The sequence below is a fragment of the Nocardiopsis sp. iso_237 genome (assembly GCF_056173345.1).
The window spans coordinates 5,103,423-5,115,965 of record NZ_CM149669.1; the positions used below are offsets into that span (position 1 = coordinate 5,103,423).

At 72.4% G+C, this 12,543-nt stretch carries 12 protein-coding genes; 6 read left to right on the forward strand and 6 right to left on the reverse strand.

The window, feature by feature from the left end:
• Positions 1-24: 24 nt before the first annotated feature.
• From AC0VYM_RS23020 to AC0VYM_RS23040, 5 genes are all read right to left on the reverse strand, one after another.
• A complete protein-coding gene (locus AC0VYM_RS23020) occupies positions 25-705 on the reverse strand; it encodes an ABC transporter permease (RefSeq protein WP_475455478.1) in 681 nt (226 codons plus the stop codon).
• Positions 706-707: 2 nt separating this feature from the next.
• Complete coding sequence (locus AC0VYM_RS23025) at positions 708-1,529, reverse strand: ABC transporter permease (RefSeq protein WP_475455480.1); 822 nt, start codon at positions 1,527-1,529, stop codon at positions 708-710.
• On the reverse strand, positions 1,526-2,641 hold the full coding sequence (locus AC0VYM_RS23030; protein ID WP_475455482.1) for an ABC transporter ATP-binding protein: 1,116 nt from the start codon (positions 2,639-2,641) through the stop codon (positions 1,526-1,528). The genes AC0VYM_RS23025 and AC0VYM_RS23030 overlap by 4 nt, the downstream gene beginning before the upstream one ends.
• A 241-nt stretch (positions 2,642-2,882) precedes the next feature.
• Positions 2,883-3,539 carry an HAD family hydrolase gene (locus tag AC0VYM_RS23035; RefSeq protein ID WP_475463177.1) on the reverse strand — a complete coding sequence of 219 codons (657 nt, stop codon included), beginning with the start codon at positions 3,537-3,539 and terminating at the stop codon, positions 2,883-2,885.
• 87 nt (positions 3,540-3,626) lie between these two features.
• Complete coding sequence (locus tag AC0VYM_RS23040) at positions 3,627-4,388, reverse strand: NUDIX hydrolase (RefSeq protein ID WP_475455484.1); 762 nt, start codon at positions 4,386-4,388, stop codon at positions 3,627-3,629.
• Positions 4,389-4,523: 135 nt separating this feature from the next.
• Here AC0VYM_RS23040 and nadA point away from each other — a divergent pair, with 135 nt between their 5' ends.
• Together nadA and AC0VYM_RS23050 are read left to right on the forward strand one after the other, a co-directional pair.
• Positions 4,524-5,522, forward strand: coding sequence for a quinolinate synthase NadA (nadA, locus tag AC0VYM_RS23045; RefSeq protein WP_475455486.1), 999 nt, complete (start codon positions 4,524-4,526; stop codon positions 5,520-5,522).
• A 150-nt stretch (positions 5,523-5,672) separates the two neighbouring features.
• Complete coding sequence (locus AC0VYM_RS23050; RefSeq protein ID WP_475455487.1) at positions 5,673-7,115, forward strand: RNA polymerase sigma factor; 1,443 nt, start codon at positions 5,673-5,675, stop codon at positions 7,113-7,115.
• Between the two features lie 35 nt (positions 7,116-7,150).
• Here the strand turns inward: AC0VYM_RS23050 and AC0VYM_RS23055 are convergent, their stop codons facing one another.
• Positions 7,151-7,789 (reverse strand): TetR family transcriptional regulator, encoded by a 639-nt coding sequence (locus tag AC0VYM_RS23055; protein ID WP_475455489.1) that lies wholly within the window; start codon positions 7,787-7,789, stop codon positions 7,151-7,153.
• Positions 7,790-8,159: 370 nt separating this feature from the next.
• Here AC0VYM_RS23055 and AC0VYM_RS23060 point away from each other — a divergent pair, with 370 nt between their 5' ends.
• From AC0VYM_RS23060 to AC0VYM_RS23075, 4 genes are all read left to right on the forward strand, one after another.
• The gene (locus AC0VYM_RS23060; protein ID WP_475455491.1) at positions 8,160-9,191 is read left to right on the forward strand and encodes an MBL fold metallo-hydrolase; all 1,032 of its coding nucleotides are present in this window, start codon (positions 8,160-8,162) and stop codon (positions 9,189-9,191) included.
• Between the two features lie 156 nt (positions 9,192-9,347).
• Complete coding sequence (locus AC0VYM_RS23065) at positions 9,348-10,709, forward strand: glycosyltransferase family 4 protein (RefSeq protein WP_475455493.1); 1,362 nt, start codon at positions 9,348-9,350, stop codon at positions 10,707-10,709.
• A gap of 41 nt (positions 10,710-10,750) precedes the next feature.
• Entirely contained in the window at positions 10,751-11,479 is a 729-nt protein-coding gene (locus AC0VYM_RS23070; RefSeq protein ID WP_475463179.1) for a class I SAM-dependent methyltransferase, read from the forward strand.
• Positions 11,479-12,531, forward strand: coding sequence for a prenyltransferase/squalene oxidase repeat-containing protein (locus AC0VYM_RS23075; protein WP_475455495.1), 1,053 nt, complete (start codon positions 11,479-11,481; stop codon positions 12,529-12,531). The genes AC0VYM_RS23070 and AC0VYM_RS23075 overlap by 1 nt, the downstream gene beginning before the upstream one ends.
• Positions 12,532-12,543: the final 12 nt, after the last annotated feature.

The window sequence follows — 12,543 nt, forward strand, 5'->3', positions numbered from 1 at the left end:
GGGCGGTGCCCGAAGACCGCCCGGTCAGCGCGCCACCGCGGACTCGGCACGCAGTCCGGGTGCGACGAGGACCCGTCGCAGCCCGGCGAACAGGAGCGTGGTGACCACGGCGAGCGCCACCACGAGTACGGAGCCGGCCAGCATCATCGTGAGGTCCTGGCGGGCCTGCCCGTCGACGATGTAGCGGCCCAGACCGCCTACTCCCACGTAGGCGGCGATGGTGGCGGTCGCCACCACCTGGACGGCGGCCGTGCGCATCCCGATCAGGATGAGCGGCGTGGCCACCGGGAGTTCGAGCTTGAACAGGACCTCGCGGCCGCGCATGCCCATGCCCAGGGCGGCGTCCCTGAGCCGGGGCTCGACGCCGCGGACCCCCTCGTGGGTGTTGACGAGGATCGGCGGGACGGCCAGTGCCACCAGGGCCGCGATGACGGGCACCAGCCCGATCCCGGCGGCCAGCACGATCAGGAAGAGGACGCCGATGGTGGGCAGGGCCCGGGCGAAGTTGGCCAGACTCGCGGTGAGGAAGCCGCCCACGCCGGTGTGCCCGGTGAACAGGCCGATCGGCACCGCGATGGCGGCCGAGATGAGCAGGCCCAGCAGCGAGTAGGAGACGTGTTCGCCCAGCCGGGCCGGGATGCCCGCCGAGCCGCTCCACTGCGCGGGGTCCGCGAACCACGCCACGAGTTCGTTCAGGATGTCCATGGTCACTCCCCCGCCGTGGCTGGGCTCGGGTGCGCGGGCGCGGTGCCCGCGGTCGCCAGGGTGGGCGCGGCGGCCCCTCGGCGCGGGCGGGCCCGGAACCCGGTGCCCTTCCGCCCGGTGCCGCGCGTCCAGGGGGTGAGCAGGTACTGGGCGATCACCAGCAGGGCGTCGGTGACGAACGCCAGCAGGACCACCAGCACGATGCCGACCACGATGGGCGCGTCGAACTGACGGCGGAACCCGTCACTGAGGATGAGCTGGCCCAGCCCTCCCAGGCCCACCAGGGAGGCGACGCTGACCATGCTGATGGTGGCCACCGAGGCCACGCGCAGCCCGGCGATGATCACCGGTACCGCCACCGGCATCTCCACGGTCACCAGGCGCCGGAACGGGCCGTAGCCGATCGCGACCGCCGCCTGGCGTACGTGGTCGGGGACCTGGCGGAGCCCGTCCACGACGTTGGGCAGCAGGATCACCAGGGTGTAGAGGGACAGCGGGATGATCGCGGTCCAGTCACTGAACCCCGTGTAGGGCAGCATGAGGAAGAACAGGGCGATCGAGGGCACCGCGTAGAGCACGTTCACGCCGGTGAGCACCGGCGGGTAGACCCCGCGCCAGCGCGCGCACGCCAGCCCCAGGGGCACGGCGACGGCCAGCCCGATGAGGATGGACAGGTAGGCCAGGCGCATGTGCTCCAGGAGCCGGGGCAGGATCCCCCGGTCGGGTTCGCCCGGGTAGCTCCAGTTGGTCACGCCCCAGTCAGTGACCCGGACGGCCCACTCCCAGACGCCCACGGCCCAGTTCCCGCCGTCGGCGGCGATCACTCGGACACCGACCAGATCGCGGCGCCCAGGTCGTCCTGGGAGACCACCCCGACGACGCGGCCCTCGTCGTCCACGCCGACCGCCCGTCCCGCCGGGGAGAGCACGGCGGCGTCCAGGGCGGCACGCAGGGAGTCGGCGCCCACGTCGAAGGTGTGCCCGTAGGGGGCCAGGCCCAGTGAGCCGAGCGGCACGCCGGTGGGGGCCCGGTCGAGCTGTGCGGCGCTGACCCACCCCCGGGGCATCCGGTCGGCGTCCACCACGAGCGCCCACGGTTCGCCGTCCTCGGTGACGACGTCCTTGGCGCGTTCGACCCGGTCCTCGTCGTCGAAGACCACGTCCTCACGCGGGGAGAGCGCGCTGGCGGGGAAGAAGGAGAGGCGGCGCACACCCCGGTCGTAGCCGATGAACGACTCCACGAACGCGTCCACGGGTTCGGCCAGGAGCCGTTTCGGGGTGTCGTACTGGGCGAGTTCGCCACCGGGGCGGAAGACCGCGATCCGGTCACCGAGGCGCACCGCCTCGTCGATGTCGTGGGTGACGAAGACGATGGTCTTGTGCAGCTCCTGCTGGAGGCGGATCAGCTCGTCCTGGAGGCTGGTGCGCACGACCGGGTCGACGGCGCTGAAGGGCTCGTCCATGAGCAGGATCGGCGGGTCGGCGGCGAGGGCGCGGGCGACGCCGACCCTCTGCTGCTGTCCGCCGGAGAGCTGGTGGGGGTAGCGCTTGGCCTGGGCGGGTTCGAGGCCGACCAGTTCCATGAGTTCGGCCGCTCGCGCGCGGGCCTTGGCGCGCCGCCATCCCAGGAGCAGCGGCACCGTGGCGATGTTGTCCAGGACGGTGCGGTGCGGGAAGAGCCCCGCCTGCTGGATGACGTAGCCGATGGAGCGGCGCAGCTGGGCCGGGTCCTGCTCGCGGATGTCGGCGCCGTCGACGCGGATGGTTCCGGCGGTGGGTTCGACCATGCGGTTGATCATCCGCAGGGAGGTGGTCTTGCCGCTGCCGGAGGGGCCGACGAAGACCGTGGTCCCGCCGGACTCCACTGTCAGGTCCAGACTGGCGACGGCGACGGTGCCGTCCGGATAGGTCTTGGCGGCGCCCTCGAATGTGATCATCGCGGGGTCGTCTCCGTTCGGGGGCCTGTTGGGTTACCGCGGGGGGCCGCGCGGGTACACGGCCTTCCCCTGGGCTCGGGGATCAAACGGGTGGAAGCGGGCACCGTGACCGGACCGCGACCCCGGTCGGTCCCTGGGCGTGCCGGGAAGGGTACCCGAGGCCGGGAGGTGGCGGACACGACGACACTCCGCCCGAATCGAACAGGAGTATGAATCGGGGCACGTTCCGCGCTGGCCGGGCTCAGCCCCGGGCGGCGATCCATTCGGTGAGCTGGTGCAGGTCGTCCACGATCACGTCGGCCCTCCGGGCGTCGGGGGTGGCGGCGTGCCGGTACCCGTAGATGCCCCGGCGTAGCAGGGCGGTGCCCATACCGGCGCGGCGGGCGGGCAGGACGTCGTTGTCGACGCGGTCACCCACGTAGAGGATCTCCTCGGCGGTGACGCCGGGGCGGCCGCGGTCGGCCAGCTCCAGGACGCGGTCGAAGAACTCCGGCTGCGGCTTCTGCGTGCCCCACACGTCGGAGATGCCGATGCCGTCGACGCCCAGGCCCATGGCGTCCAGGGTGGGTCCGGCCTCGGGCGGCTGGTTGCCCGCGATGACCAGGGACAGCCCGGCCGCGCTCATGGCCTTGAAGGCGGGGCGGACGTCGGGGTAGAGGTCGCGCTCGTCGAAGTGCTCGCGGACGCCCTCGGGGTCCTCGGCGCGCCAGCGGGCGCTCTCGGTCTCCAGGTCGAACCCGGGCACGAGCAGCCGGAAACCGTCGGTGAGCGTGCCACCGGAGGCGATCACCGCGCCGATGGTGCCGAAGAACGCCATGTGCGGGATGGCGAACCGGTCCGCCCAGCGCGCGAAGATCCGCGTCTCGTCGATGAGCGTCTCGCCGACGTCGAACACCACAGTACGAATTGCCACGGTTAGGGAGTGTACAAGGCGTGCACCGGCGCGGACCCGGGCCGTGGCGCCCGGGCCCGCGCCGAGGAGGGCTCAGGCGCCGGGCGGGCGCAGCACGGCGAAGGCGTCGGTGACCTCCAGTTCCCGAGCGCGGAAGCGGAAGAGGGCGGCGGGTCGGCCGCCGGAGCGGCCGGAGGGCACGGAGCGGCCGGTCTCCTCGATCTGCCCGCGCCGCAGCAGGACCCGGCGCAGGTTGGTGGCGGCCACGTCGTGCCCGAGGGCGGCCCGGTAGTGGGCCGACAGCTCCGACATCGTGAACTCCGGGGGAGCCAGGGCGAACCCCAGGTTGGTGTAGCTCAGCTTGGAGCGCAGCCGTCGGCGGCCGGAGCGGACGATGGAGGCGTGGTCGAAGGCCATCGGCGGCAGGTCCGCGGCGGGGTGCCAGCCGGTGTCGGCCGGAACCACCGGGTCGATGTGCGCCGGGACCAGGCCCAGGTAGGCGGTGGCCAGGGTGCGGCGCTGGGGATCACGGTGGGGGTCGCTGCGGGTCTCCAGCTGTTCCATGTGACTGACGTCGCGGACGTCGACCTTCTGGGCGAGCTGTCGGCGGATCGAGGCGCCCAGACTCTCGTCGGCGCCCAGCCGTCCGCCGGGCAGCGCCCACTCGCCCTCGCAGGGCGGCAGGGCCCGCCGCCACAACAGGACGCACAGTTCGCCCGCGCGGATCTGGAGGACGACCGCGAGGGCCTCGTGCGCCGAGAGCACCGCCGCCCCTCCCCTCCGTTCGGGGTCGGCCGTCGCGGTCGGGCCCGCGGCGGCCACCATGGCCTGTCCGTTTGCTTCCGGGATATCCACCCTGTCCCTTCCGTTCCACGCCATGTTAAGCTTCACCAGGTTTGTGCCTGACAGACAAAAACTAGGTCTTCGCACGCATCTCCCCTGGCACGGCGCCCGCACGGCGTGCCCACAGCCCCAAGGAAGTAGTAGGACATGGCATCGGTCACCGCGACGGCGGACACCATGACCAGGCAGGAGTGGGCCACCGAGGTCCGCCGCCTGGCAGAGGAGCGCGACGCTGTCATCCTCGCGCACAACTACCAGCGCCCGGAAATCCAGGACGTCGCCCACCACACCGGCGACTCCCTGGCACTCTCCCGGCTCGCCGCGAGCGTGGACGCCGGCACCATCGTCTTCTGCGGCGTGCACTTCATGGCCGAGACCGCCAAGATCCTCGCGCCGGAGAAGACCATTCTGCTGCCCGACCCCAACGCGGGGTGCTCGCTGGCGGACACCATCACCGCCGAGGACGTGCGCGCCTGGAAGGCCCAGCACCCCGGCGCGGTCGTGGTCGCCTACGTCAACACCACGGCGGCGGTCAAGGCCGAGACCGACATCTGCTGCACCTCGTCCAACGCCGCCGACGTCATCCGGTCCATCCCGGAGGACAGGGAGATCCTCTTCCTCCCGGACCAGTTCCTGGGCGCCCACGTCAAGCGGGTCACCGGCCGCGAGAACATCCACATCTGGATGGGCGAGTGCCACGTGCACGCCGGGATCGACGGCCACACCCTGCGTGAGCGGGTCGCCTCCGAGCCCGACGCCGAGGTGTACGTCCACCCCGAGTGCGGCTGCGCCACCTCCGCCCTCTACCTCGTGGGCAGCGGAGCCGTCCCCGAGGAGCGGGTCAAGGTCCTCTCCACCGGCGGGATGCTCAGCGCCGCGGAGAACACCACCGCCAAGAAGGTGCTGATCGCCACCGAGACCGGCATGCTCCACCAGCTGCGCAACGCCAACTCCACCACGGAGTTCGAGGCGGTCAACTCGCGCGCCGAGTGCCACTACATGAAGATGATCGACGCCGACAAGCTGCTGAACTCGCTCCGGCACGGCACCACCGAGATCCTGGTGGACCCCGGGACCGCCGAGCGGGCCCGCCGCTCCGTGGAGCGGATGGTCGCCATCGGACAGCCCTCACGGGGCGGCGAGTAGCCGTCGCGTCGGGCGAGGAGGCGCGCGTGCGCGTGGCGCCGCACGCGCCTGGACGGTAACAGAAGTCTCACCTTCCAGCCACAGCTGATCCATTCGCCCACACCAGACGCCTCCCCTCGCTAGCGTCACCTCAGGAGCGGGGGGAGAATCGTGACCAGAGGTAACGAAACAGGCGTACCGGAGGCGGAGACCGTCGAGGCGCTGCACGACGCGTTCGCGCAGCCGCTCTACCGGTACGCGTGGTCCCTGTTGGGCGATCCCGACCAGTACACCGACGGCGCCGACCGCCCCGACGAGGACCCGGTCACCGACGCCGTCCACGAGGCCCTCGTCGCCGGGATCGGACTGGAGTCCAGACTCAGCGACCCCGCCGACCGGGGCCCCTGGCTCTTCGCCCTCGTCCGCGCCGCCTGCCAGCGGCGCGGATTCGCGCCGACCTGCCCCTACACGCGCCTGGCCACCGTGCCCGACGAGGCCCCGGTCGCGCGGATGTTCTCGCGCCTGCCCGCCAGCCACCGCGAACTGGTCGAACTGAACCTGCGCCACGCGCTGTCCACCTCGGCCGTCTCCCGGGTCCTGGGACTGGAGCCGAGGATCTGCGGCGAACTGTCCCGCTCCGCGATCCGCCGCGCGGCGGAGGGGCTGGAGGAGCTCCCCGCGCCCGCGCCCGAACCCGACGAGGACACCCCGAGCGGCACCTGGCGCACCCAGGTGCACCAGGTCTCCTCCGCGCTGGCCTTGCTGCGTCCGCCCGGCGCCCCGCCCGGTCTACGCGACCGGGTCGTGCACACCTGCACCGCGCCCGACGCCGCCGAGGAGCGCTCCCGGATCTCCGCCGCCATGCAGCCGCTCACGGCCGACGGCTACCCGGTCCACCGCTCACGCCCGCCGGGCGCACCGGTGGTCGAGGACCCCGAAGAGAGCGGGCCCGTCGAGGTCCCGCTCCCCCGTGCCCTGCCCGGCGACCTCCTGACCACCGCCGACCACCCCGTGCGCGACGACGCGCGCTCCCCGCTGCCCTCCCCCGACCACGACCCGCTCGACGAGGTCACCGACACCGGGCGTCGGCGCTGGCCGCTGCCCGCGATCTCCGGGCTGGCCACTGTCGCGGTGGCGGTGGGGCTGTGGTGGTGGGCCAGTTCGATGGGCGACCCCACCACCATGATCGACTCGGGCCCGGTACTGCCGGGCCAGCGTCCGGGCCTGTCCGAGGCGGAGGCGGTCTCCACCGCCTCCGACGGCAAGCCGGGGACCGAGCCGACCCCGGTCACGGTCACCGGGGACGCGGGCGCCGAGAGCCCCGGGGCGGACGCGCCGGACGACGATCCCAGCGGCGGCCCGAACGGGCCGGAGGACGAGGAGCGCGAGGGGCCGCCCGAACGCGGCGGCAGCACACCCGACGACCCGGGGGAGGCGCCGAGCGCGCCGGGTCCCCCGGCGCAGGACCCCGACCCCGGCCAGGGCGCCGACGAGGAGGATCCCCCCGGAGACGGGGGCGCGGCTCCGGGGAACGGTTCCTCCGGTCTGCTCGGCGGCCTGCTGGGGCTGTTGTTCGGGAGCGGTCAGAGCGAGGCCGACCAACCGGACGAGTAGCCCGCTCAGCCCTGGGCGGCCGGGCGCCGGATCCGCTAGAAGGAGGACAGCAGGCGGCTCGCGGCGGTCTGGAGCCGCCCCTCGACCTCGTCGATGTCGCGGCGTCCCTTGAGGATCTCCACCAGCTCGAAGATCCAGACGCTGGTGAGCGCGCCGACCAGGACGTATCCGGTGCTGTCGCGGTCCACGTCGGTGCCGGTCTCCGCCTCGTCGTCCCGGGGCCCGTCGGTGGTGACCGCGCCCTCCAGGTTGCCGGTGGCCACCCGCCACACCAGGTCGCTGATGCGCACGTCGAGCTCGATCTTGACCTCGGCCATGATCAGGGACCGCACCAGGGCGTCGGCCAGTTCGGGCTCGCGCATGAGGCCGCGCGTGGCGCGGAGCAGGACGTCCACCGCGCGGCCGGAGGGGCTGTCGGCGGTGGGCGGTCGGCGGACGATGCCGCCCTCCAGGAGGTCGAGCTCCTCGGTGACCACGGCCACGACCAGGTCCATCTTGGAGGGGAAGTAGCGGTAGAGCGTGCCGAGGGCGACCCCCGCGCGTTCGGCGACCGAACGCATCTGCATCGCCTCCACGCCCCCGCGCACGGCCAGTGCGGCCGCGGTCTGGACGATGCGCCGACGACGTTGGGTCTGAGTCCGTGTCATCGTTCCGATCGGTGCCTGCACCGCCACAGGGTCTCTCCCATTCGTCTTCGGTCCGCGCGTCGCCGTCGTGTCCACGGCGCCGAGGTCGACCGCACCGGGTGGACTCCCCGCCCGACGACCCGGCTCACGAGAACACGTTATCCAACGAATTCCCTTGATCACAGCGCCTGGAACCCATGATCCTCGCCTCATTGCCCGACGTGGCAGAGGCAATACGAGGGCTTGACGGCAACTTTCAGGAAGGCGCCCCGACCTTTGTAGAATATGTTCTATTTTGTCGGGCCGAAATCGTCCGGGCCGCGACCGGCCCTCGGAGGCACCCACCGCCCGCACGCCCCGAAGGACGCTTCCCTAGAATCGAACCAGATTCGGTTTCCAGTGGAGAGGTCGGGCCAGGATGCGTGAGGTTCCCCCAGTGGAGGATCTGGGCGAGGGGTTGTGGAGCATCCCCGTGCCGGTCCCCCACAACCCCATCGGGTTCACCTACGTCTACGCCCTCGACACGCCCGGCGGCCCCCTCCTCGTCGACACCGGCTGGAACCACGACGACTCCTGGGACGCCCTGGTCGGCGGCCTCCGACAGGCGGGCCACCGGGTGGACGAGGTCCGGGGCGCCGTCGTGACCCACTTCCACGCCGACCACTCCGGGCTCACCGGCCGCCTACGCGAGGCCTCCGGCGCCTGGATCGCCATGCACCCCGCCGACGCCGAGGTCCTGCGCCGCCAGGAGGGGCGCACCGACGACGAACGCGCCGCCTCCGTGATCGAGCAGATGGTCCGCGCGGGCTTCCCCCAGCAGGACATCGAGGCCTTCCGCGACTCCCCCGCCGTCTTCCGGCCGCCCGCGCTCCCCGACGCCTCCCTCGACGACGGCGAGCGTGTCGACCTCCCCGGCCTGGACCTGCGCGCCGTGTGGACGCCCGGCCACACCCCCGGGCACCTGTGCCTGCACCTGGCCGGACGCGACCTCCTCTTCACCGGCGACCACGTCCTGCCGCGCATCACCCCGCACGTGGGCCAGTTCCCCCTGGACTCGGCCGAGGGCGACCCCCTCGGTGACTTCCTCGCCTCCCAGGCCCGGATCGGCCGCCTGCCCGGCGCGGACCGGCTCCTATGTCTTCCCTCACACGAGACGCGCTTCTCCGGGCTGACCGAGCGCGCCGAGGAGATCGTCGACCACCACGAGGAGCGGCTGGACCTCATGGTGCGTCTGGTCGGCCAGGGCCCCACCACCCTCTGGGAGCTCACGTCACGACTGGAGTGGCGGCGCGCCTGGGCGGACATGCGCCCCCTGGCCCGGCACATGGCCGCCTCCGAGACCGCCGCGCACCTGCGACTGCTGGAGGAGCGCGGCCGCGTCGCCCGCGAGGGACCCGCACACCTCCCCCGCTGGGCCAGCGTCACCCCGGGGACCACGCCCCGAATATGATCCCCTGTACCTGATGCCCGGCGCCGACCCCGAGTGAACTCGCGAGTAACATATGGGGGCGCGCAGCATCCCAGCAGCCGCCCACCAGTGGCTCCGGCCAGGGCCGGGACACCAACGGCGGCGACCGGGCACGCGATCCAACGAAGAGGTGGACTCTTGACCCAGTCGGGCACCAGCACGGAACCGACCCCACGGCCCTCCGGCGACCGCCCCCTGCGCGTCGCCCTCCTGTCGTACCGCAGCAAACAGCACGTGGGCGGGCAGGGAGTCTACGTCCGCCACCTGTCACGCGAACTGGCCGCGCTCGGTCACGAGGTCACCGTCTTCTCCGGGCAGCCCTACCCCGTCCTCGACGAGGGCGTCACCCTGGAGAAGCTCCCCTCCCTCGACCTCTACAACGACGTCAACCCGTTCGTCGCGCCCCCCGTGCGCGAGTGGCGCGACTGGATCGACGTCCTGGAGGTCGCCACCATGTGGACCGCCGGGTTCCCCGAACCCCTCACCTACTCCCTGCGCGCCAACCGCGAGCTCCGCCGCCGCCTCGGTGAGTTCGACGTCGTCCACGACAACCAGACCCTCGGCTGGGGCCTGCTCGGCATCAAGTCCGCCGGGCTTCCGCTGGTCACCACCATCCACCACCCCATCAGCGTGGACCGCCGGATCGAGATCGAGGAGGCCCGGGGCCTCCAGAAGCTCTCCAAGCGCCGCTGGTACGGCTTCGTGAGGATGCAGGCCCGGGTGGCCCGCCGCCTCGACCCGATCCTGGTCCCCTCCCAGTCCTCCGCCGACGACATCGCCCGCGAGTTCGGCGTCGACCCCGCCACCATGGAGGTCACCCCGCTCGGCGTGGACACCCGGTACTTCCACCCGCGCCCCGACGTCGAGCGCGTCCCCGGCCGGATCGTCTGCACCGCCAGCGCCGACAGCCCCCTCAAGGGGGTCAGTGTGCTGCTGCGCGCCGCCGCCAAACTCGCCACGGAGCGCGACGTCACCCTGAGGATCGTCAGCAAGCCGAAGCCCGGCGGTCCCACCGACCAGCTCGTCGACGAACTCGGCCTGCGTGACCGGCTGGAGTTCGTCAGCGGTATCGACGACGAGCAGCTGGGAGAACTCGTCTCCAGCGCCGAGGTCGCGGTCGTCCCCTCCTTCTACGAGGGCTTCTCCCTGCCCGCGGTGGAGGCCATGGCCTGCGGCACCCCCCTCGTGGCCAGCCACGCGGGCGCCCTGCCCGAGGTGGTCGGCACCGACGGTGACGCCGGACGCCTCATCCCCCCGGGCGACCCCGAGCTCCTGGCCGCCGAACTCGCCTCCCTGTTCGACGACGCCGCCGAACGCGAGCGCATGGGCGCCGCCGCCTGGCGCCGGGTCCAGGAGCGTTTCACCTGGAAGGCCGTGGCCGAACTGACCGCCCAGCGCTACGCCACCACCATCGACGCCGTCAAGGGGACCAGCGCCGGTACCGGAGACGACGACACCCGGCCCGCACCCGCGCGGGCCGCCCGCGCGAACGGCGCCTGACTCCACGCACGACCCGCAGCACCGTCCCTAGGGAGCCTCCACTGATCACCGTCGACTTCAACCTGTTCCCCGTCGGCCCGGGCCACCGCGTCCTCGACCTCGGCTGCGGCGGCGGCCGCCACGCCTTCGAGATCTACCGCCGCGGCGCCGACGTGGTCGCCTTCGACCAGAACGTGAGCGACCTCGCCGACGTCGAGACCATGTTCGCGGCCATGGCCCACGAAGGCGAGGCCCCCTCCTCCGCCAAGGCCGAGACGGTCAAGGGCGACGCCCTCGACATGCCCTTCGACGACGACAGCTTCGACCGCGTCGTGGCCGCCGAGATCTTCGAGCACCTGCCGCACGACACCGCCGCCATGAAGGAGCTCTACCGGGTCCTCAGGCCCGGCGGCATCGCGGCCGTCACCGTGCCCAGTTTCCTGCCCGAGCGCATCTGCTGGGCCCTCTCGGAGGAGTACCACACCAACGAGGGCGGCCACATCCGCATCTACACCCGCGCCGAACTGGAGGCCAAGCTCAAGGCCACCGGATTCGTGATCGGCCCGCACCACCACGCGCACGCCCTGCACGCTCCGTACTGGTGGATCAAGTGCGCCGTGGGTACCGACAACAACGACCACCCGGCGGCCAAGGCCTACCACGACCTCCTGGTCTGGGACATGCTCCAGGCCCCCAGGGTCACCCGCGTGGCCGAGCGGCTCCTCAACCCGGTCATCGGCAAGAGCGTCATCGTGTACGTGCGCAAGCCGCACGCCGACGCGGCCGCCTGATGGCCCCCGTACCGTCCGACCCCGGCGCCCTGCGCCTGCCCGGGGTCCTCAGCGCCGAACAGCTGTACCGGTCCGCCGACTACCTCGCCCGCACCCAGGAGGGCGACGGGGTGATCCCGTGGTTCCCGGGCGGCCACGCCGACGTGTGGGACCACGTGGAGTGCGCCATGGCGCTGACCGTCACCGGTGTGCTCGTCCCCGAGCACGCCGAGGCGGCCCGCCGCGCCTACCTGTGGTTGGACGGAAGCCCTCACCCCGACGGCGGCTGGTACGCCAAGTACCGCCAGGGCCGACCCGTGACCGCCCTGCGCGAGGCCAACCACGCCGCCTACCCGGCCGTGGGTCTCCTCCACCACCTGCTGACCACCGGCGACGCGTCCTTCGCGGAGCGGATGTGGCCCGTGGTGGAGAGCGGACTGGAGTTCGTGCTGGGCCTGCGCGGCGAGCACGGGGAGATCCTGTGGGCCCGCTCCGAGGACGGTTCCCCGGGCGACCACGCGCTGCTCACCGTGTGCGCGAGCGTGCACCACGCCCTGCGCTGCGGCGCCGCCCTGGGCGCGCGGCTGGGCCGCGAACGGCCGGACTGGTCCAAGGCGGCGGACCGGCTGGCCGAGCTGATCACCCACGACGAGGGCCTGTTCTCGGACCGTTCCCGTTTCTCGATGGACTGGTTCTACCCGATCCTCGGCGGCGTGCTGCGGGACGAGGCCGCCAAGGAGCGGATCGCGGAGCGCTGGGACACCTTCGTCATGCCCGGTCTGGGTGTGCGCTGCGTGAGCGACCAGCCCTGGGTGACGGCGGCGGAGTCCTCCGAGCTGGTCATGGCGCTGGCCGCCATGGGCGAGACCGACACGGGCGTGCGCGTCCTGCGGGACGTCCAGCACCTGCGCGACGCCGACGACGGCGTCTACTGGACCGGCTACCAGTTCGCGGAGCAGGTCCGCTGGCCGGTGGAGCGCAGCACCTGGACCTCGGCCGCGATCATCCTGGCGGTGGACGCGCTCACCCGCACCACACCGGGGTCGCGGGTCTTCCTGCACACCGGGGCCTGAACACACGAGGAG

Excerpts from the sequence above, each read along its gene's own strand:
- AC0VYM_RS23060 (WP_475455491.1), top strand. The coding sequence starts at position 8,160 with ATGCGTGAGGTTCCCCCAGTGGAGGATCTGGGCGAGGGGTTGTGGAGC.
- nadA (WP_475455486.1), top strand. The coding sequence starts at position 4,524 with ATGGCATCGGTCACCGCGACGGCGGACACCATGACCAGGCAGGAGTGG.
- AC0VYM_RS23075 (WP_475455495.1), top strand. The coding sequence starts at position 11,479 with ATGGCCCCCGTACCGTCCGACCCCGGCGCCCTGCGCCTGCCCGGGGTC.
- AC0VYM_RS23020 (WP_475455478.1), bottom strand. The coding sequence starts at position 705 with ATGGACATCCTGAACGAACTCGTGGCGTGGTTCGCGGACCCCGCGCAG.
- AC0VYM_RS23030 (WP_475455482.1), bottom strand. The coding sequence starts at position 2,641 with ATGATCACATTCGAGGGCGCCGCCAAGACCTATCCGGACGGCACCGTC.